This is a genomic window from Pseudomonas sp. Z5-35 (assembly GCF_051131945.1).
In the GTDB taxonomy this organism is placed as follows: domain Bacteria; phylum Pseudomonadota; class Gammaproteobacteria; order Pseudomonadales; family Pseudomonadaceae; genus Aquipseudomonas; species Aquipseudomonas marvdashtae.
Genome location: NZ_CP071640.1, coordinates 1,372,570 through 1,392,667, shown reverse-complemented (window position 1 = coordinate 1,392,667; position 20,098 = coordinate 1,372,570). Strand labels below are relative to the sequence as shown.

23 protein-coding genes and 1 tRNA gene are annotated in these 20,098 nt (G+C 59.0%); 4 read left to right on the top strand and 20 right to left on the bottom strand.

Translation table 11 applies throughout. The features are described 5' to 3' along the window. Positions 1-28 precede the first annotated feature (28 nt). Together J3P95_RS06460 and J3P95_RS06455 are read left to right on the top strand one after the other, a co-directional pair. Positions 29-1,216 (top strand): cyanate transporter, encoded by a 1,188-nt coding sequence (locus tag J3P95_RS06460; protein ID WP_434578224.1) that lies wholly within the window; start codon positions 29-31, stop codon positions 1,214-1,216. Between the two features lie 81 nt (positions 1,217-1,297). Next, on the top strand, positions 1,298-2,233 hold the full coding sequence (locus J3P95_RS06455) for a LysR family transcriptional regulator (protein WP_434578226.1): 936 nt from the start codon (positions 1,298-1,300) through the stop codon (positions 2,231-2,233). A 93-nt stretch (positions 2,234-2,326) separates the two neighbouring features. On the opposite strand, the gene J3P95_RS06450 is transcribed toward J3P95_RS06455, so the two are convergent. The 18 genes from J3P95_RS06450 to J3P95_RS06365 all read right to left on the bottom strand — a co-directional run bounded on the left by J3P95_RS06450 (position 2,327) and on the right by J3P95_RS06365 (position 16,124). Then, positions 2,327-2,402 (bottom strand) — tRNA-Lys (locus J3P95_RS06450). A gap of 63 nt (positions 2,403-2,465) precedes the next feature. Continuing rightward, complete coding sequence (gene queC, locus J3P95_RS06445; RefSeq protein WP_434581278.1) at positions 2,466-3,140, bottom strand: 7-cyano-7-deazaguanine synthase QueC; 675 nt, start codon at positions 3,138-3,140, stop codon at positions 2,466-2,468. A gap of 19 nt (positions 3,141-3,159) precedes the next feature. Beyond that, positions 3,160-3,807, bottom strand: coding sequence for a 7-carboxy-7-deazaguanine synthase QueE (queE, locus tag J3P95_RS06440; protein WP_434561614.1), 648 nt, complete (start codon positions 3,805-3,807; stop codon positions 3,160-3,162). 166 nt (positions 3,808-3,973) lie between these two features. Next, positions 3,974-4,807, bottom strand: a complete 834-nt coding sequence (gene ybgF / locus J3P95_RS06435; RefSeq protein WP_434561612.1) for a tol-pal system protein YbgF — start codon at positions 4,805-4,807, stop codon at positions 3,974-3,976. 6 nt (positions 4,808-4,813) lie between these two features. Beyond that, positions 4,814-5,311: a peptidoglycan-associated lipoprotein Pal gene (gene pal / locus J3P95_RS06430; protein WP_003178634.1), complete on the bottom strand. Its 498-nt coding sequence runs from the start codon at positions 5,309-5,311 to the stop codon at positions 4,814-4,816. 52 nt (positions 5,312-5,363) lie between these two features. After that, positions 5,364-6,665 (bottom strand): Tol-Pal system beta propeller repeat protein TolB, encoded by a 1,302-nt coding sequence (tolB, locus tag J3P95_RS06425; RefSeq protein WP_434561610.1) that lies wholly within the window; start codon positions 6,663-6,665, stop codon positions 5,364-5,366. Then, positions 6,662-7,741: a cell envelope integrity protein TolA gene (gene tolA, locus J3P95_RS06420; protein WP_434561608.1), complete on the bottom strand. Its 1,080-nt coding sequence runs from the start codon at positions 7,739-7,741 to the stop codon at positions 6,662-6,664. The genes tolB and tolA overlap by 4 nt, the downstream gene beginning before the upstream one ends. After that, the gene (gene tolR, locus J3P95_RS06415; protein WP_162277330.1) at positions 7,741-8,193 is read right to left on the bottom strand and encodes a protein TolR; all 453 of its coding nucleotides are present in this window, start codon (positions 8,191-8,193) and stop codon (positions 7,741-7,743) included. Before tolR ends, tolA begins: the two co-directional genes overlap by 1 nt. 23 nt (positions 8,194-8,216) lie before the next feature. Then, positions 8,217-8,912 (bottom strand): protein TolQ, encoded by a 696-nt coding sequence (gene tolQ / locus J3P95_RS06410; protein ID WP_025215226.1) that lies wholly within the window; start codon positions 8,910-8,912, stop codon positions 8,217-8,219. Further along, on the bottom strand, positions 8,902-9,369 hold the full coding sequence (ybgC, locus tag J3P95_RS06405) for a tol-pal system-associated acyl-CoA thioesterase (protein WP_030140799.1): 468 nt from the start codon (positions 9,367-9,369) through the stop codon (positions 8,902-8,904). Before ybgC ends, tolQ begins: the two co-directional genes overlap by 11 nt. 126 nt (positions 9,370-9,495) lie before the next feature. Next, positions 9,496-10,557 (bottom strand): Holliday junction branch migration DNA helicase RuvB, encoded by a 1,062-nt coding sequence (ruvB, locus tag J3P95_RS06400; RefSeq protein WP_025215228.1) that lies wholly within the window; start codon positions 10,555-10,557, stop codon positions 9,496-9,498. Next, on the bottom strand, positions 10,558-11,175 hold the full coding sequence (gene ruvA, locus J3P95_RS06395) for a Holliday junction branch migration protein RuvA (protein WP_434561606.1): 618 nt from the start codon (positions 11,173-11,175) through the stop codon (positions 10,558-10,560). A gap of 113 nt (positions 11,176-11,288) precedes the next feature. Continuing rightward, positions 11,289-11,813 carry a crossover junction endodeoxyribonuclease RuvC gene (ruvC, locus tag J3P95_RS06390; protein ID WP_025215229.1) on the bottom strand — a complete coding sequence of 175 codons (525 nt, stop codon included), beginning with the start codon at positions 11,811-11,813 and terminating at the stop codon, positions 11,289-11,291. Between the two features lie 194 nt (positions 11,814-12,007). Then, positions 12,008-12,754: a YebC/PmpR family DNA-binding transcriptional regulator gene (locus tag J3P95_RS06385; RefSeq protein WP_434561604.1), complete on the bottom strand. Its 747-nt coding sequence runs from the start codon at positions 12,752-12,754 to the stop codon at positions 12,008-12,010. A gap of 120 nt (positions 12,755-12,874) precedes the next feature. Further along, complete coding sequence (gene aspS, locus J3P95_RS06380) at positions 12,875-14,650, bottom strand: aspartate--tRNA ligase (RefSeq protein WP_434578232.1); 1,776 nt, start codon at positions 14,648-14,650, stop codon at positions 12,875-12,877. Between the two features lie 75 nt (positions 14,651-14,725). Continuing rightward, positions 14,726-14,947 (bottom strand): FmdB family zinc ribbon protein, encoded by a 222-nt coding sequence (locus J3P95_RS06375; RefSeq protein WP_003178589.1) that lies wholly within the window; start codon positions 14,945-14,947, stop codon positions 14,726-14,728. 158 nt (positions 14,948-15,105) lie between these two features. Beyond that, positions 15,106-15,447: a ribbon-helix-helix domain-containing protein gene (locus J3P95_RS06370; protein ID WP_434561600.1), complete on the bottom strand. Its 342-nt coding sequence runs from the start codon at positions 15,445-15,447 to the stop codon at positions 15,106-15,108. 203 nt (positions 15,448-15,650) lie between these two features. After that, entirely contained in the window at positions 15,651-16,124 is a 474-nt protein-coding gene (locus tag J3P95_RS06365; protein WP_186611669.1) for a Dps family protein, read from the bottom strand. A 397-nt stretch (positions 16,125-16,521) separates the two neighbouring features. On the opposite strand from J3P95_RS06365, the gene J3P95_RS06360 reads away from it, so the two are divergent. Further along, complete coding sequence (locus tag J3P95_RS06360) at positions 16,522-17,127, top strand: cold-shock protein (RefSeq protein WP_186611670.1); 606 nt, start codon at positions 16,522-16,524, stop codon at positions 17,125-17,127. A 71-nt stretch (positions 17,128-17,198) separates the two neighbouring features. Here the strand turns inward: J3P95_RS06360 and J3P95_RS06355 are convergent, their stop codons facing one another. After that, the gene (locus tag J3P95_RS06355) at positions 17,199-17,405 is read right to left on the bottom strand and encodes a SlyX family protein (protein WP_434561598.1); all 207 of its coding nucleotides are present in this window, start codon (positions 17,403-17,405) and stop codon (positions 17,199-17,201) included. A 3-nt stretch (positions 17,406-17,408) separates the two neighbouring features. After that, positions 17,409-17,834 (bottom strand): HIT domain-containing protein, encoded by a 426-nt coding sequence (locus J3P95_RS06350; protein WP_434561597.1) that lies wholly within the window; start codon positions 17,832-17,834, stop codon positions 17,409-17,411. An 853-nt stretch (positions 17,835-18,687) separates the two neighbouring features. On the opposite strand from J3P95_RS06350, the gene J3P95_RS06345 reads away from it, so the two are divergent. Continuing rightward, positions 18,688-19,965: an OprD family porin gene (locus tag J3P95_RS06345; RefSeq protein WP_434561595.1), complete on the top strand. Its 1,278-nt coding sequence runs from the start codon at positions 18,688-18,690 to the stop codon at positions 19,963-19,965. The last annotated feature ends 133 nt before the right edge of the window (positions 19,966-20,098 follow it).

The window sequence follows — 20,098 nt, the reverse complement described above, 5'->3', positions numbered from 1 at the left end:
TGGCGCCACATCCCGCCAAGGCTCTGTCATGGAAAACATTCGAACCTCAAGCACCCACACCGCCTGGCTGATGGTCAGCATCGTGCTGGTGGCACTGAATCTACGGCCTTCGATGGCTGCGGTCGGGCCGTTGTTATCGGCCATTCGCGGCGAGGTGCCCTTGAGTTTCAGCATGGCATCGCTACTGACCATGCTGCCGGTCATGGCGATGGGCCTGGCGATGTTCCTGGGCATGCGCGTTGCCCTGCGCATCGGTGAACACCGCACCGTCGTTCTGTCGCTGTTGATCATCGCAATCGCCACGGCATCGCGCTGGTATCTGGACAGCGCCGCCGGATTGATCGCCAGTGCGGTCGCGGCCGGAATCGGGATCGCCCTGATCCAGGCTGTGATGCCGGCACTGATCAAGTCGCGCTTCGCCGGCAACGTCTCGCTGTTCATGGGGCTGTATGTCACGTCGATCATGGGTGGAGCGGCCATTGCCGCGTCGTTCTCTCCCCTCGTCCTGGCGCAGACCGGCCGTTGGCGCGCCGGCCTGGCGATTTGGGCGCTGCTGGCCGTGGTCGCACTCGGCTGCTGGTACGCACAACGCCGCGCCGTAACGCCCTTGCCTGAAACATCGGCGCGCCCACAGGCGTCGTTCTTCACCAGCGGCCGAGCCTGGTTGCTGGCACTCTTTTTCGGCATGGGTACCGCGTCCTACACCTGCGTCCTGGCCTGGTTGGCGCCGTATTTCGTGGAAAAAGGCTGGAGCGAACAGCAAGCCGGCCTGCTGCTGGGGTTTCTCACCGCGATGGAAGTGTTGTCCGGCCTCGTCACGCCGGCAATAGCCAATCGCAGCCAGGATAAACGCTTGGTATTGGTCGCGCTGCTGGCCCTGGTCATGGCTGGCTTTTGCGGCATGATCCTCAGCCCGGAGCGCTTGAGCCTGCTATGGCCGTGCCTACTGGGATTGGGAATCGGCGGCCTGTTCCCGATGAGTCTGATCGTGTCCCTCGACCATTTGGAAAGTCCACGCCGTGCCGGTGCGCTGACGGCGTTCGTGCAGGGCATCGGCTATCTGATCGCCGGGCTTTCGCCATTGATTGCCGGGATGATTCGCGATCAGTCGGGCAGCTTCGAATGGGCCTGGTGGTCGCTCACAGCAGTAATGGCGCTGATGCTGCTGATGGTGTTGCGCTTCAATCCCAAGCAATACGCGCGGCATATTGGCTAGGCATCGACCGTAACGGCAAGTATAAAGGTCCCTTTGTTCAGGGACAGGGACGGTACGTACGGATGGCGCCGAGAACAACCGATGCTCATTAGTAACCAGCTCAGAAAGCTGGACATGCAAGACTTGATGGTGTTTGTCGCGGTGTACGAACAGGGCAACGTCACCCAGGTCTCCGAAGCATTGTGTGTCAGCCAGTCGACGGTGAGCTACTGCCTGAAGAAACTGCGCATCAGCTTCGAAGACGAGCTGTTCATCAACACCCGCAGTGGCATGTGCCCCACCCACAAAGCCGCCGCCATGTACGGCCAGATACTTGAGATCCTCAAGACGATCAACCAATGCCACTCGGGCAAGCAGGCGTTCGATCCGCGTCAGGCAGCAATAACCTTCACCGTTTGCGCGCCGGAGTATTTCGAACTACTGGTCCTGCCGAAACTGGTTAAACGCTTCATCGGCAGCCGTTTTCCGGTGGTCCTCAACATCACGAAATTTCAGCGGGATATCCCGGTGGGCGCATTGGAGGAAGATCGCTTCGATCTTGTCGTGTGTTTCGGCCCGAACTTCCATGGCGACAGCCAGGGCTTGCACTCACAGACCCTGCTCGAAGATGAGCTGATGTGTGTGGTCGATAAACATTTCTCGGGGCCCAAGGAAGCGTTGAGCCTGGAGGACTTTGTCGCATGCAAGCATATCTTTCCGACACCTTGGACGTCTGACACCAACATGATCGATGGCTGGCTCGATCGACAGGGTCATAGCCGGCAGATCGTTGCCCGAGCCAACAGCTACGTGGCAGCGTTGAACCTGGTCGCCGGAACCGACTTTATCCTGACGCTGCCCAAGCGCATCCAGGCATTGCTTTGCGACAAAGCGAAATTCGCCGAGCGCCAGCCACCGGCAGGCCTGCCGAACTTTACGCTGGACATGGTGTGGAACGAGAAAGCGAGCCAGGACAGTGCCAATACCTGGTTGCGCCAGCAGGTCATGCAAGTGTGTTCGGAGGAAGGATTGCGCTGACTCCGATCAGGCCAGCGAACTTTCCTGCAGGCAAAAAAAAATCCGGAAATCCTCACTTGCGTGGGCCTTCCAGACTTTTAAAACTACAGAAAATGGTGGGTCGTGTGGGATTCGAACCTACGACCAATTGGTTAAAAGCCAACTGCTCTACCAACTGAGCTAACGACCCTCTGTGTGGTGGCGCGTATAATACTGATTTCTAAGGACTATTCAACACTTAATTTGAAATAAATCAAAAATAAGGGGTTGGATCGTCTACGCCCGCCATTGCGAAGCCTTCCGCACGCAGGCGGCAGCTGTCGCACTTGCCACAAGCGCGGCCCTGATCATCGGCCTGGTAGCACGAAACGGTCAGGCCATAGTCCACGCCCAGCTTCACCCCCGCCTTGATGATGTCAGCCTTGCTGAGGTTTTGCAGCGGCGCCTGGATGCGAAAGCCCTGTCCTTCTACGCCGGCCTTGGTCGCCAGGTTGGCCATGCGCTCGAACGACTCGACGAATTCCGGCCGGCAGTCCGGGTAGCCGGAATAATCCACGGCGTTGACGCCAATAAAGATGTCTCGGGCCTGCAGCACTTCGGCCCAGCCCAGCGCCAGCGATAGGAACACGGTGTTGCGCGCCGGCACATAGGTCACCGGAATGCCTTCGCTCGGCGCCTCGGGCACGTCAATGGAGCTGTCGGTCAGGGCCGAACCACCGATGCCGTTGAGGTTCAGGCCGATCACCTTGTGCTCGACCACGCCAAGGTCACGGGCAACCCGCTCGGCGGCATGAAGCTCGGCGCGGTGACGCTGGCCGTAATCGAAACTCATGGTGTAGCAGCTATAGCCGTCTGCACGGGCCATGGCCACGACGGTCGCCGAGTCCAGGCCACCGGACAGCAGGATGACCGCGCGCTTTTCAGAAATCGTGGTTTGTTCAATCATGTCAGCGCCCCGGCTCGTCGTTCCAAAGATATTTATGCAGCTGCAATTGCAGGCGCACCGGCAAATTGTCCGCCACGACCCAATCGGCCAATTCCCGGGCATTGAGGTCGTGATGACTCGGTGAAAACAACACCTCGCCGGCCCGCCGGTCGAGTCCATACTGGATCAGTTTGGACACGGCCCAGTCGTAGTCTTCCCTTGAGCAGATGACAAACTTGACCTGATCGTTGGGGGTCAACAGCTGGACGTTCTCGTAACGGTTGCGATGCGCTTCCTTGGAGCCTGGGGTTTTCAGGTCCAGGACACGACTGACCCGTGGGTCGACCGGCGAAATGTCCAGGGCACCGCTGGTTTCCAGCGAGACCTCATAGCCAGCGTCGCACAGCTGCTTGAGCAAAGGGATGGCATTGGGTTGCGCCAAGGGCTCACCGCCGGTCACGCAAACATAGCGCGGACGGAAGCCGGCCACCTGTTCGAGAAGATCGTCGAGGGTTCGCAAGGTGCCGCCGCTGAAGGCATAGGCACTGTCGCAGTATTGGCAACGCAACGGGCAACCGGTGAGGCGCACAAATACAGTGGGCAGCCCGGCCGTCCGCGTTTCACCCTGCAACGAGTAAAAAACTTCAGTAATTCTCAATGTGTCTTGCATAGTCGCCACGGGCGTAACAGCTAAACAGGCTGTCCGCCTCCGTCAGGCACTTCAAGCAACCCCGCCAACGCGTAGATCCCAAGAAGCGTGTTTCAGAAAAAGGGCGTGAATTCTAACGAAAAAACCCGCGACAAGCGCGGGTTTCTTCCAAGCGGGTCAAGCAACCTTACATGCGTTGCAGATCGCGTTGGGCCAACTGGGCAGCGGACGTACCCGGATACTGGGCCACCACCTGCTGCAGAATGCCTTTTACCTTGTCGGTGTGACCGAGGCGGCGTTCCACGTCAGCTAGCTTGTACAACGAATCCGGCACCTTGGCATGCTTGGGGTACAGCTGCGAGACCTTGGCAAAGGCCTGGCCAGCACCTTGCAGGTCACCTTTGGCCAAGTTCACTTCGCCCAACCAGTATTGGGCGTTACCCGAGTACTGGCTGTTGGGGTATTTGCGCAGGAAAGCGGTAAAGGCCTGGCTTGCCTTGTCGAAATCCTTGGCCTTGATCAGGTCGAAGGCAGCATCGTAATAGAGCTTTTCCTTCGCCGGATCAGCCGGCTCACCACCGGCTGCAGGTGCTGCTGGAGCGGCTGCTCCGGCGCCTGCGGCTGCACCGGGGGCGTTCAAATCGCCACCGGCTGAAGAATTATCAGGAGTCGCGGCAGGAGCAACGCCGGTTCCTATGCGCCGATCAAGATCCTGGTATCGCTCCAGGTTTTCTTGCTTCATGCGCGAAATATCATTTTGCAGTTCTTCGATCACACCCTGTTGGCGCGAGATCTGATCCTGCATTTGCTGCAGTTGGTTGAACAGCTGGCCCTGTGCCGAGACAGGGGCCGAAACCCCTCCCCCGGCATAGGCGCCGTTCGTACCGTAACCTGCAGGCGGATAACTGCTCCCGCTATTGTCATAGCCGGTCTGGTTATCGACCACAGGAACCGCAGCCCACGCCGCAAGCGGCGCGAGGCTGAGAGCCAGAACAGTTACAGCACGACGGCAAGTTCGCATGACGAATTACTTACGCAGTTCGACGCGACGGTTTTGAGCCCAGGACTGCTCGTCGTTGCCGGTAGCAACTGGACGCTCTTCGCCGTAGGAAACCAGTTCCAGCTGAGCTGGGGAAACACCTTGCAGTACCAGGTAGCGTTGAACGGCTTTCGCACGACGCTCGCCCAGTGCCATGTTGTACTCACGAGTACCACGTTCGTCGGTGTTGCCTTCCAGAACAACGCGAGCGCCGTTTGCTTTCAGGTCTTTGGCGTGAACGTCCAGAGCGCGCATGGCTTCTGGCTTCAGGTCCGAGCTGTCGTATTCGAAGTAGAAGGTGGTGATTGCGCGCAGAGCAGCTTCTTCGCTCAGGGAGCCGTCAACTGCACCAGTGTTAGCGCCGTAACCAGCGTTTGGATCAACAGCGCCTTCACCGGCGTTGTCGCCGCCTTTGGACGAGCAACCTACAGCTACAGCCATGGCCAGAGCCAGCGCAGCAAATTTACCAAACTTCAGCATTTCCATCGTGAAACTCCTAATGAACCCCAGTGTGTTAAGTAAAACGTATTGCGCCGCGTCAGTTCAGGTAAGGGGACCAGGACGGTTCTCTGACTTCGCCTTGAGCGGTAGGAAGCGGGAGCCTCACGCGTCCATTAATGGACACGAGCATCAAGACTCCCCGGCCCTGCTGGCGGGTGGCGTAGATTACCATGGTGCCGTTGGGCGCAACAGTAGGTGACTCGTCCAGAGTGCTATCAGTGAGGATTTTTACGCTACCGCGCTGCAAATCCTGGGCCGCCACCTTGAAATTGGTGAATCCATCCTGGCGATGGATCATCACCAGGGTCTTTTCGTCCGCTGACAGTTTAGGGTTGGCGTTGTAGTTACCCACGAACGTCACGCGCTCGGCACCGCCGCCACCGGCACTGGTCTTGTAGATCTGCGGCTTGCCGCCACGGTCGGAGGTGAAGTAGATGGTCGAGCCATCCTTGCCCCAGAACGGTTCGGTGTTGATGCCCGGGCCATTGGTCACGCGGGAAATCGAACGCGACGCCAGGTTCATCACATAGATGTCCGGGTTACCGTCCTTGGACAGCACGAACGCCAGGCGGGTACCGTCCGGCGACCAGGCTGGCGCGCCGTTCAGGCCTTCGAAGTTGGTAATCTGCTCGCGACGACCGGTGTCGATGTGCTGCATGAAGATGCGCGGACGCTTCTGTTCGAACGATACATAGGCGATACGCTTGCCATCGGGGGCGAAACGCGGCGACAGGATCGGCTCGCGCGACTGCAGCAGGGTCACTGCACGGGCACCGTCATAGTCGGAGCGCTGCAGGGTGTAGCGGGTGTTTTTCTCGGAGAAGCGTTCGGCCGTCACGTAGAGCATGCGGGTAGAGAACGCCCCCTTGATGCCGGTGAGTTTCTCGAACGACTGGTCGGCGATGTAGTGGGACATGTCACGCAACTGGTCAACGCTGCCCGACACGCTGCCGGTCAGCACTTGCTGCTCGGTAGCGACGTTGAACAACGCGTACTGGACCTGCAGGCGACCGCCGGCCGGAACGATGCTGCCCACCATGATGTACTGGGCGCCCAACGCCTTCCAGTCACGGTAGATGACTTCGCTGGCCTGGGTCGGCAGGCCGATCATGTTCTGCTTGGGAATCGGCGCGTAGTAACCCGAGTTGCGCAGGTCATTGCCGATGATTTCCGCCATGTCGTCCGGCAAGACGCTACCGCCCTGCCAGCCGAACGGTACGACGGCGATCGGCGTCGCCCGGTCGCTGCCGCTGGTGACCAGGATGTTCTTTTCCTCTGCTACCGCTATCCCTGCCAGGCAGCAGATAACGACAAGCATTGATCGAAGAAGGTTTCTCACAAGGCTAGATCCTCAGGTGTGAATGTCATCTTGAACGAACGATAGGGAGCAAAATCGCTCGGCTTCATTCCTTGCATTTCCGTCAATCGCCCAATGTTCTTGACCGCCGCGACCGCCGAAGCGTCGAACGGACCGTCACCGCTGGACTTGGCGACGTTGACCGAGGTAACCGTACCGTCGGGCAACATGCCGATTTGCAACACAACCGTCATGCCTTTGCGCGCTGAAGGTGGACGAGCCCAGCCTTCTGCCGCTCGGGCGCGAATCAGGTCATCGAAACTGCCGGCGACTTCATCGCCCTGCTCGTCGGCCAAGGCCTGCTGACGCTCCGGCGTGTCCGAAAGCAGGTCCGCCAAGGCCTGGGCCTTTTTCTCTTCGGCGGATTTGCGCGCTGCGTCCTGGGCCTTTTTCTTGGCGGCGTCGGCGGCGGCTTTCTTCTTCGCGTCTTCGGCGACTTTCTTTTTCGCCTCTTCAGCTTCAGTTTTCTTCTTGGCGTCTTCGGCCGCTTTTTTCTTCGCGTCCTCGACAATCTTTTTCTTCGCTTCTTCAGCGGCCGCTTTCTTGGCCTCTTCTTCAGCGGCTTTCTTGGCTTCTTCTTCGGATTTCTTCTTGGCTATATCAGCCAATTGTTTCTCTTCTGCCTTCTTGGCCTCGGCGGTTTTCTTCGCTTCGTCGGCTTTCTTGGCTTCGTCTGCCTTCTTCGCCTCGTCCGCTTTCTTCGCCTCATCGGCCTTCTTGGCTTCTTCGGCCTTTTGAGCAGCTTCCTCTTTCTTTTGTTCCGCTGCTCTCACCGCTTCCTGCTCGACCTTTTTCTGCTCCATCTGCTCGACCTCGGTCTGGCGCGCGGCGGATTTCTTCGCCTCGCCAGCCAGCTTCTGGTTGGTCTGCGTAGTCGCCTGGCTTTTCGACTTGAGCTGGTACAGGGTCGCCTGCACGATCGGCTTGGCCGGCGGCAGTTCCGGGGTCATGGCAAAACTGACGAACAGCATGCCGAACACCAGCACGTGCAGGCCGATTGCCAGGACACTGGGCCAGAAGTAGCTTTCCGAGGCGGACGGCTCTCGCTGTTGCTGCATCAGGGGGCCTCGGTGATCAAGCCAACATTACCGACCCCGGCTTTCTGCAAACCGCCCATGGCGCCCATGACGGCACCGTAGTCGACGGTCTTGTCGCCGCGAATGAAGACCTGGGTGCGCTTGCCGTTACTGTTACCGGCGTTGATGATCTTTGTCACCGCATCGGTCATCTGCGGCAAGGTCATGGCGCGGTCCTGCTGCTTCTCGGTATCGACTTCGCTGCCAAGGTTCCAGTAATAGGTCTTGTCAGCCTTGATCGAAATGGTCAGTACCTGGGTGTTGTTGTCCTGCGGCAAGGCTTCGCTGGAAACCTTCGGCAGATCAACCTTCACGCCCTGATTGAGCATGGGCGCGGTCACCATGAAGATGACCAGCAGCACCAACATCACGTCGATGTAGGGCACTACGTTCATCTCGGCGACCGGCTTGCGCTTTTTTCGGGCTCGAGCGATTAAAGCCATTGGGAAATACCTGCTTATTCTTCGCTGGTGTGCACTTTGCGGTGCAGGATCGCCTGGAACTCATCGGCGAAGGTGTAGTAGCGGCCGGTCAGCGTCTCGCTGCGGGCAGCGAAGCGGTTGTAGGCAATAACGGCCGGGATGGCCGCGAACAGGCCGATGGCGGTAGCGATCAGCGCTTCGGCAATACCCGGGGCCACGGTGGCCAGGGTCGCTTGCTGGGCGGATGCCAGGCCACGGAAGGAGTTCATGATGCCCCACACGGTACCGAACAGACCGATGTACGGGCTGACCGAACCGACGGTGGCCAGGAACGACAGGCCTTGTTCGAGTTTTTCTTCTTCGCGGGAGATGGCCACGCGCATGGCACGCGCCACACCTTCCATCACCGCTTCAGGATCGACACCCGGCTGCTGGCGCAGGCGAGAGAATTCCTTGAAACCTGCACGGAAAATCTGCTCGACGCCCGAATCCGGGTCCGGGTTGCTGCCGGCCTGGCGATACAGCTTGGACAGGTCGATGCCGGACCAGAAGCGCTCTTCGAAGCTCTCCAGGGCACGGCGACCGGCGCGCAGCATGTTGCTGCGCTGAAAGATCATGATCCATGAGGTCACCGATGCGGCTACCAGGATCAGCATTACCAGTTGCACCACGACACTGGCATTGCTGACCAGGCTCCACATGGAGGAATGGTCGACGACGTTAGCTTCCACGCTTTATCTCCTGCTCTGAGTGTGTACCCGCGCCGCTCACGCCGGCAAAGGCCGCGCGTAGAGCTTCGGGAATGGCCCGGGGTTTCAAACTATGGGTGCGCACACAGGCCACCAAAAACTGCCCTTCGCAGAGCAGCACATTATCCGCAGCCCGCCTGACCTGCTGCTTGAAGCGCAGGCTGACGCGGTTCAATTCGATGACATCGGCAGTCACCACAAGCTCGTCATCCAGTCGCGCCGGCGCGTGGTAGCGCGCTTCGCTGGAATGCACGACGAATAACAGGTCCTCCCCTGCCAGCGCGGATTGGGCGAAACCCAGTTCCCGCAGCCGTTCGGTTCGAGCCCGTTCCATAAACTTGAGGTAATTGACGTAGTAGACGATGCCGCCAGCATCGGTGTCCTCGTAATAAACGCGACAGCGATGTGCGAACGACTCCAGCCCGTTTTGCGCGCGCATACTCTAGTGCTTACTCCTCAGGTTGCCAATCGGCCGGCAACTGTTTTTTCATTCTCGAATGCATTGACGCTCCAGGCGTCGTCTGGGACAGCACGAACCGGAAAAAAGTCGGGACAAAGAGCGCGTTCAATCGTCCACCGCATCGAGGAATTCGTCTACCACCGGCATCTCACCCATTCGTGTCGGGATGTTTAAGCCAAAGTGCAGATAGGCGTGACGCGTCACCACGCGCCCGCGAGGGGTACGCATGATATACCCCTGCTGGATCAGGTACGGCTCCAGCACATCTTCGATGGTATGGCGCTCTTCGCTGATGGCCGCGGCGAGGCTGTCGACGCCCACCGGGCCACCGTCGAACTTCTCGATCATGGTCAGCAGCAGGCGTCGGTCCTGGTGGTCGAAGCCGCGCTCGTCGATGTCCAACAGGTTCAAGGCCAGGTCGGCAATTGGCTTGGTGATGTGGCCCTTGGCGCGGACTTCGGCAAAGTCGCGGACGCGGCGCAACAGTCGGTTGGCGATCCGCGGCGTGCCCCGGGCCCGACGGGCGATTTCATAAGCGCCGTCCGGATCCAGCGGCAACCCGAGGATGCTCGCCGAGCGGCTGACAATGGTCGCCAGGTCGGCGTTGTTATAGAACTCCAGGCGCTGGACGATACCGAAGCGGTCGCGCAGCGGGTTGGTCAACATGCCGGCGCGGGTGGTGGCGCCCACCAGGGTGAAAGGCGGCAGGTCGAGCTTGATGGAGCGCGCCGCCGGCCCTTCGCCGATCATGATGTCGAGCTGGAAATCTTCCATGGCTGGGTACAGCACTTCCTCGACGATCGGCGACAGCCTGTGGATTTCGTCGATGAACAGCACGTCATGGGGTTCAAGATTGGTCAGCAGCGCCGCCAGGTCGCCCGGGCGCTCGAGGACCGGTCCGGAGGTGCTTTTGATCGACACGCCCATCTCCTGGGCGATGATATTGGCCAGGGTGGTCTTGCCCAGGCCCGGCGGACCGAAGATCAGGGTGTGATCCAGGGATTCGCTGCGCCCACGGGCGGCCTGGATGAACAGCTCCATCTGCTCGCGCACTGTCGGCTGGCCGATGTAATCGGCCAGGCTGACGGGGCGGATCGCGCGGTCCTGGATTTCCTCGCGGTCACGGGGGGCGCCCGTGGCGGCGATCAGACGATCAGCTTCAATCACTTAAATCATTCCCTTCAGGGCGCGGCGAATCATGTCTTCGGTACTCAAGCCTTTTTCCTTGATCGCGGAAATCGCCTTGCTGGCTTCCTGCGGCTTATAGCCCAGGGAGATCAGCGCAGTGACCGCATCGCTCTCGGCGCTGACCGCTGGCGTTAGCGCGTCCGGCTGATTCGGCTGATTCGGCACCAGGGCGAACATCGCCGGTACCGCCTCCCAGGCCTTGAAGCGGTCCTTGAGCTCGACCAACAGGCGCTCGGCGGTTTTCTTGCCAACGCCCGGCACCTTGGTCAGCGCCGAAGTGTCCTGGGATTGCACGCAACGGATCAGCTCATCGACTTCCAGGCTCGACATCAAGGCCAGCGCCAGCTTCGGGCCGACGCCATTGAGGCGGATCAGCTCGCGAAAGAAATCCCGCTCGCGCTTGCCGACAAAACCATAGAGTAACTGGGCATCTTCGCGCACGACCAAATGAGTGTGAAGCGTCAGCGGCTCACCGACCGACGGCAAGCGATACAGCGTGGTCATGGGCACTTCCAGCTCATAACCCAGGCCGTTTACATCCAGAATCAGGTGCGGCGGCTGTTTTTCAGCCAAAGTGCCGCGCAAGCGTCCAATCACGTTTCAGATCCTTGGGCTCTGCCAACCGCTGGCTGGCGAATAACTGCCCGGGCATGGAGGCCAACGACACAGGCACAACTTGCTCGGGTTCATGAATGAATGCGCTGATGCTATCAGAGACGCAGGCGCCCGCCACGACTGCGTGCAGCTCCCAGTCCGTGAGGCAACAGGCTGGAACGGGTATGGGCATGGCAAATGGCGATGGCCAGGGCGTCGGAGGCGTCGATCTGCGGCTTGCTGACCAGTTTCAGCAAATGCATGACCATCATTTGCACTTGCTCCTTGTTCGCCGCTCCCGTCCCGACGACTGCCTGCTTGACCTGGGTCGCGGTGTATTCAGCGATCTCCAGGCTTTCCTCGGCGCCGGCCACGATGGCCGCGCCTCGTGCCTGCCCCAGCTTCAAGGCGGAATCGGCATTGCGGGCCATGAAGACCTTTTCGATACCCATGGTCACCGGGCCGTAGGTCTGGATGACTTCGCGCACGCCGCGATAAACAATCTGCAAGCGCTCGTGCAGTTCGCCCGCGCCGGTGCGGATGCAGCCAGACGCAACGTACACGCAGCCGCGCCCGGTATCGCGAACCACACCGTAGCCGGTGATGCGCGAACCGGGGTCGATACCAAGGATTAAAGTCATAACGCCTGCGAAAGGTAATGCGGTTGCAAAAGGATACAGCTCACCGAAGGTTTGCAGTGAATCCGTGGCGAGGGAGCTTGCTCCCGCTGGGCTGCGCAGCAGACCTTTTTTGGGAGCGCTTCGCACTCCAGCGGGAGCAAGCTCCCTCGCCACGATGATTTCAAGCAAACCTTAAGTGAGCGGCATCACGCCTGTCAGCCCAGCTGTTCAGCCACCGACTCCGGGATGTCGGCGTTGGAGTAGACGTTCTGCACATCGTCCAGGTCTTCCAGCATGTCGATCAGCTTGAGCACTTTCTCGGCGCCTTCCAGGTCCAGTTCGGCACTGGTGGTCGGCTGCATGACGATTTCCGCGTCGGCAGGCGTAAAACCCGCCGCTTCCAAGGCGTTGCGCACGGCATAGAAACTGGCGAACGAGGTGAACACGTCGAACGAGCCATCTTCATGACTGACCACGTCATCGGCGTCGGCCTCCAGGGCCGCTTCTGTCAACGCATCCTCATCGATGCCCGGGGCGAAGCTGATCTGGCCCTTGCGCTCGAACAGGTAAGCCACCGAGCCATCGGTGCCCAGGTTGCCACCGCATTTGCTGAACGCATGACGCACGGCCGCCGCGGTGCGGTTGCGGTTGTCGGTCATGCATTCGACCATCACTGCCACGCCGCCCGGGCCATAACCCTCGTAGGTCAGCTCTTCAACGTTGTCGGCCTCGGTCGCACCGGCGCCACGGGCGATGGCCCGGTCGATGATGTCGCGGCTCATGTTCGCGCCGAGCGCCTTGTCCAACGCCAGGCGCAGGCGCGGGTTGGAACCCGGATCGCCGCCACCCTGGCGGGCCGCGACCGTCAGCTCACGGATCCACTTGGTAAAGATCTTGCCTCTCTTGGCATCCTGACGTTCTTTGCGGTGCTTGATGTTCGCCCACTTGGAATGACCTGCCATAACTCGCTCCGTTTCTCTTTGGAACATTGCCTGCCCTGCGCGTGCGCAGTGGCCGGCAATCAGAAATATCGACCCCAATGAAAAGGCGCATCCGAAGATGCGCCCTCTCAGGTGCCAGCCTTACTCAGCCTTTGGCTGTTCACGCAGACGAATGTGCAACTCACGCAGCGCCTTGGCGTCCACCACGCCCGGCGCCTGGGTCATGACATCGGCCGCGCTCTGGGTTTTCGGGAACGCGATCACTTCGCGGATCGACTGGGCGCCGGTCATCAGCATCACCAGACGGTCCAGGCCGAAGGCCAAGCCACCGTGGGGTGGCGCGCCGTACTTCAGTGCATCCAGCAGGAAGCCGAATTTCTCTTCCTGCTCGGCTTCATTGATGCCCAGCAGGCGGAACACCGCCTGTTGCATTTCCTTGCGATGGATACGGATCGAACCGCCACCCAGCTCGGTACCGTTCAGGACCATGTCGTAGGCACGCGACAGAGCGGTGGCCGGGTTGGCCTCCAATTCTTGCGGCGAGCACTTCGGCGCGGTGAACGGGTGGTGCAGCGCAGAGAAGCTGCCGTCGTCGTTTTCTTCGAACATCGGGAAGTCGACGACCCACATCGGCGCCCACTCGCAGGTCAGCAGCTTGAGGTCGTGACCCAGCTTGATGCGCAACGCGCCCAAGGCTTCACTGACGATCTTGGCCTTGTCGGCGCCGAAGAACACGATGTCGCCGTCAACCGCGCCCACGCGATCGAGGATCACATTGAGGTTGGCTTCAGGAATGTTTTTCACGATGGGCGATTGCAGGCCATCAACACCCGCGGCGCGCTCGTTGACCTTGATGTACGCCAGGCCCTTGGCACCGTAGATGCCGACGAACTTGGTGTAGTCGTCGATCTGCTTGCGCGGCATGCTCGCCCCGCCTGGCACACGCAAGGCCGCGATACGGCATTTCGGGTCGTTGGCCGGACCGCTGAACACCTTGAAATCGACGTCCTTGAGCTGGTCGGCCACGTCCACCAGCTCCAGCGGGTTACGCAGGTCCGGCTTGTCGGAACCGTAGCGACGCATGGCCTCTTCGAAGGTCATGTGCGGGAACTCACCGAATTCCAGGTCCAGCACTTCCTTGAACAGGTTGCGGATCATGCCTTCGGTCAGGCCCATGATGTCTTTTTCGTCGAGGAAGCTGGTCTCGATGTCGATCTGAGTGAACTCAGGCTGACGGTCGGCACGCAGGTCCTCGTCGCGAAAGCACTTGGCGATCTGGTAGTAGCGGTCGAACCCGGCCACCATCAACAGTTGCTTGAACAACTGTGGCGATTGCGGCAGGGCGAAGAAGCTGCCGGGGTGGGTACGGCTCGGCACCAGGTAGTCGCGGGCGCCTTCCGGCGTGGCGCGGGTCAGGATCGGCGTCTCGACGTCGAGGAAGCCATTTTCGTCCAGGTAGCGACGGATGCCGGTGGTCATGCGCGAACGCAGGCGCAGCTTCTCGGCCATTTCCGGACGACGCAGGTCGATGAAGCGGTAGCGCAGGCGGGTTTCCTCGCCCACGTCGGAATATTCGTTGAGCGGGAACGGCGGGGTTTCCGACTCGTTGAGCACTTCCAGCTCATAGCCCAGCACTTCGATCATGCCGGACGCCATGTTGGCGTTACCGGCGCCGGCCGGGCGCAGGCGCACCTTGCCAGTGATCTTGACGACATATTCGCTGCGCACGCGGTCGGCGGTAGCGAAGGTTTCAGCGCGGTCCGGATCGAACACCACCTGGGCCAGGCCTTCACGATCACGGATATCGAGGAAAATCACCCCGCCATGGTCACGGCGACGATGGACCCATCCGCAAAGAGTAACTTCCTGACCTTCCAGGCTTTCGTTCAGTTGGCCGCAATAATGGCTGCGCATCATGGTAGTGGTTTCACTTCTCGTAATTCGACATTCGGTTGGAGGCCCTGCCTGTGCAAGAACTCGCGCGTATTCAGTTCAATCGGCTTTGTCGCCACCGGCCAGGTTTTTCTTGGCGCCGGTCTTGAAGTCGGTTTCATACCAGCCGGTACCACCGAGGCGGAAACCTGGCATGGACAGCATCTTCTTCAGCTCCGGCGCCTGGCAGGCAGGGCAGTCGACCAGCGGTGCCGCGCTGATCTTTTGAATGGCTTCCATCTGATGACCACAGGAAGCACATTGATAGTCGTACATCGGCATGGGGTTGTCTCGGCGATCAGGTTATTACGCAAAGCGCGGCTTTGCGGCAAAGAGCGGGATTATATCCATTAAATGCAGCCTGTGCAGCCGTAAGACCGCACAGTCATTGCCGGCAATGTCGTTCATTCCAGGCTTGCGTACCCCACTTGGCGAGGGGACTAGATCACGCACTGATCAATTTCAGCTTCCTTCAAGCTGTGCACAACGCAGACAACACGCACCAAGCCGCTGAAATTGCGCACGCCACCGTGACGCAGATGCACCTCACGATCCACATGGGACAGCAAGGTGCTGACGGAGCAGCTATTGAGCTGGGCCATGTCGCCAAGGATATCCCAATAGATTTGTTCCAGCCGCAGACAGGTGGCGAACCCGTTGAGCCGGATAGAGCGGGCCAAGGGCCGGGCCAGTTGCATGTCAAACCCTCTGACGAACGGGTCGGTGCTTACGGACAGCAAACGTTCGCGCGCACTTCCCCTGGGTTCTTTTCCTTGAATCATACCGTTGACACTCCTTTGCCATACGAGCCTCAGTCGGAACAACCGACCTGTGGCCCTATGGAAGCTCAACTGGATCGCCAGTTCCAGATGACTTTTTGACCATCAACGTAGGACAAGCCAACGGGGAGTTGGCGACAAATCATGCCTTCCTACACGCGACGGCAAGCGATGGCGCCAACGGCAGCACCATCACCTGTACAGACTTATTGATCTTCCAGCAGCGAACGCAGCATCCAGGCGGTTTTTTCGTGGACCTGCATACGCTGGGTCAAAAGGTCGGCGGTGGGTTCGTCGCTGACCTTGTCCAGCAAAGGAAAGATGCCACGGGCCGTACGCGTCACCGCCTCCTGGCCCTCGACCAGTTGTCGAATCATGTCCTCGGCACCCGGCACGCCCTCTTCTTCCTTTATAGAAGACAAGCGCGCGTACACCGAGTAGGCGCCGGGCGCCGGAAAGCCGAGCGCACGGATCCTTTCGGCGATCAGGTCCACCGCCAGCGCCAGCTCGTTGTACTGCTCCTCGAACATCAAGTGCAGGGTCCGGAACATCGGCCCGGTGACATTCCAATGGAAATTATGGGTCTTGAGGTAAAGCACGTAGGTGTCCGACAACAGGCGCGAAAGCCCGTCGACGATGGACTTGCGATCTTCTTCGCTGATACCGATATCAATTGCCATGTGTTTGATCTCCTGACGGTGATGAATTCGACAGCGGCCATTGCACCCTAGCGGGTGTCGCCATCTGTAGCCTGCGACTAATCGCCAGCCCTCCTGAACCGACAAGCCGGGACGGCGCAGGGTTCCGGCGCGGCGCAAAATTCAACCTCCTTTGCCGATCACCTTCGAGCGCCCCGCCGGCGCTTTTCGGCCGACGAACAGCGTGTCACGGACCCGTAACGAGTTTGAGAAGGCCGGGGCTTTGCTGTTAAATAGGCAGTGTGTCGCTACGCCTCTTTTCCCGGGCATGGCGCATAGGCTGATTCGGGTACGTGTTCCTACGCCTCTCATTGTTCTGGAGCGAACCGCCCCCGACCAGCTCTTCCTTGTGATCTGTCTTAACCGTGAGCCAATCAAAATGTTGAAAATCGTCCACTTGCTAATGGGCGCAGCTGCCCTGCTGCTGTCCTTCATCCCTAGCCTGGGTTCCGAAGCCACACCTTACCTGCAACATCCCGACGCGCTGTACCTGGCCTTTTTCGGCCTGCTCAACCTGACCCTGGCACCCGTCATCCCTTACTGGAACAAAGGTCCACGTCATCAACTGCAAAACCTTGTCAGCGCCCTGCTGGTGCTGGCCGTTGCGCTGCAAACCCTGACCCTGCTGGCGCCCATGCCGGAAATCGGCGGCCAACCCGCCATTCTTTCCAGCCTGGCCGCGGCATTGCTCGCTGTGTTGCTGCACCTGGCCGTCAGCTTCTACAAGAAGTCGTCGCCGGCCGCCGCACCGCAGAACTACGACATGTCCAACCGCGATACCGGCACCGTGAAGTGGTTCAACACCTCCAAGGGGTTCGGTTTCATTTCTCGCGATTCCGGTGATGATATTTTCGTGCATTTCCGGGCGATCCGTGGCGAAGGCCACCGCGTCCTGGTCGAAGGCCAGCGTGTCGAGTTCTCGGTCATGCACCGCGACAAGGGCCTGCAGGCCGAAGACGTGATCGCCGCGCTCCCGCGCCGCTGATCCAGGCGTAAAAAAACCGCGATGCAGCCTGGCTGCTCGCGGTTTTTTATTGCCCGTCGTTCGGGCCCAGATCAGTAATGCGGGGGTGGCGCGTCTTCTTCGAAGGATTCGAACTGCCCGGCCATTTCCTCTTGGCGCTTGAGAAGTGCGGCCATCTGCAGCTGCAGACGTTCGACAATTCGTTGCTGCGCCACCAGCACGTCATTCAACGCCTGGATAGTGTCATCCTGAAACGCCAGGCGGCTTTCAAGCTCGGTTACACGCTCTTCAAGGTTCATGGTTCAGCCCTCCAGGAACTTGAAATCATCGGTCAGGACCGCTCGCAAGCGTTCGCGAATGGCGCTCACCTGCTCGGCATTATAAGGCTGCGCCGGATGTTTGCCCCATACCGGCGCGGGCCACGCAGCGTCCTCTCGCTTGCGCACGATCACATGCATGTGCAATTGACTGACAACGTTACCCAAGGTTGCAACGTTCAGTTTGTCGGCATCGAACGAGTCCTTGAGCGTTTCGGCCAGCGCCGTGGTTTCTTTCCACAACTGTTGCTGGTCACCGTCATCCAACTGAAACAATTCGCTGATATTTTCCCGTCGCGGCACGAGGATGAACCATGGGTAGTTCGAGTCGTTGGACATGAGCAACCGGCACAGCGGGAAATCGCCGATGGGCAATGTGTCTTGTTGCAATCGTGGATCTAAGGCAAACACCGTGCGTACTCCTTACATGATCGATTGAGCCCGATTTGGCCCGCAGGCCGGCACCGGACGCAGGGGGTCAGCATACCTGTGAACGGCAACGGGTTCATCGCGAATGATGAACCGACACGGCGCCTGCTTTCGACGCCGCGCACCAATACAGCGCAGCGAATACTCGGCGATGCCAAAACAGCTCTATAGACGCCGCATCGAGAATTCGCACTGTAAGTTTTTCGTACAACCAGAAGATTTTCTGCACCAAAATCGCACAGCGCGTCTACGCTCAGTGCACGAAGCATCCGTGATCTACTCACTCGTGGGGTGAACCGGTAACGTTTTTGGTTGTCGCACGGCCTTTCCGAGCGGCAATCACGGCACTGGCCTCGTAGTCAACCTTAATTAAAACAAGGCCTTTGGAGCCCGGTTTCATGAGGTTTCGCTACGAGCAAATGGGAAATGTGAAAAAAACGTGAACAGAAATGGGATTTGAGCATGCTTGTTGCATTCATCCCCACATCGCCTACAGGGGAATCGCCGGACGCGCGAACCTGAAGGCTCATGAATAAAGTGGCAAGGTTGCCCTCAGGGAGCTTCAAGCGCAGTTATCAAGGACTCTTTACGCCGGTGCCGGAAAAAAAAGCAACATACAAGTTGCGGATCCGATTGTGCCGCAGTAGCTGAAATACGACAGGGATCGAGCCATTGGCGACACGGTCGTAAAGAAGCTGAAAGGTTGAATGGGCAAGTATCGCCAAAGAATGTCAGCGTGATATAAGTTTGCGCCGACACAAAAAGAAAGAGCCGCCCAGATAAAAAAACAGGTGGGACGGCAGTACTCTTCTAAAAACCAAAGGAGCAAATCACGATGCGCGTGATGAAGTGGAGCATGATCGCACTGGCTGTATCGGCCAGTACCTCGCAGTTCGCAGTGGCCTCTTCCCAGGAAGAATCCAAGGGCTTTTTTGAAGATCAGAGTTTGAACGTTCTGAGCCGTGCGCTGTACATGAATCGCGATTGGAAGAACAACGACAGCGACGAGCAAAGTTATCGTGAAGAAGCTGGCCTTGGTGTACGTGCCACGTACGAATCGGGCTTCACCCAAGGTACCGTTGGTGTAGGCGTCGATGCCTTCGCATTCGGCTCCGCCCGTTTCGACGGCAGTGCTGGTCGTGCCGGTAACGGTCTGTTCGCTCAGGACAGCGATGGCGACCTAGAACATACTCAGTCGAAGGCTGGTGGCGCGGTTAAGTTCCGTCTGTCCGACACCGTTCTGAAATACGGTAATCAAGTGGTTGCCAGCCCGGTTTTCTCGACTGACGACAGCCGTCTGCTGCCGGAAGTTGCCACCGGCACCCTGATCACCAGCAAGGAAATCAAAGGCCTGGAGCTGAGCGCTGGTCGCTTCACCTCGCTGAGTTCACAGACTGGTATGGGCCGTGACAGCATCAATGGTCGTAACGATGCCGGTATCCGCAACCCTGGCCTGACCTCCGCCAACATTGCAGGTGCTACCTACCAGTTCACCGACAATTTCGTCGCTGGCGTGGCTGCCTCCGACGTTGAAGATTACTTCAAGAAGAAGTACATCAACCTGAACTACACCCTGCCAATCAACGAAGATCAATCTCTGAACTTCGACTTCAACGGCTATGACAGCGAGAGCCAAGGTCGGGAACTGAGCGGCAACATCGACAACCGCATCTGGTCCCTCGCAGCGGCCTATGCTATCGGTGCCCACAAGTTCACCGTGGCTCATCAGCGCTCCACCGGTGATACTGGCTACCTTTATGGCGTTGACGGCAACGGCACCATCTTCCTCGCCAACTCCATCCAGTACTCCGACTTCAACAACGAAGACGAGCGGTCCTGGCAGGCTCGCTACGACCTGAACATGAAGACCTACGGCGTTCCTGGCCTGAGCTTCATGACTCGCTACGTCCGAGGTGACAACATCACCATTGGCGACGACAGCGACAACAAAGAACACGAACTTGACTTCGAAACCAAGTACGTCATGCAGAGCGGTCCAGCAAAAGACCTGTCTTTCCGTGTTCGTAGCGCGTTCTACCGCGGCAGCGATGGTGTTGGCCGCGACAACAACGACTTCCGCTTCATCGTCGAATACCCACTGAGCATCTTGTAATTCAGTGCTAATTCGATAGCGACACCCGCAACAAACAAAAACCGCTCACCTGATCCAGGTGAGCGGTTTTTTTTATGCCTGGTGCAATGCCAGCGTTAACACAACTCATTAAATAGCAAGCTAGCTAAATATA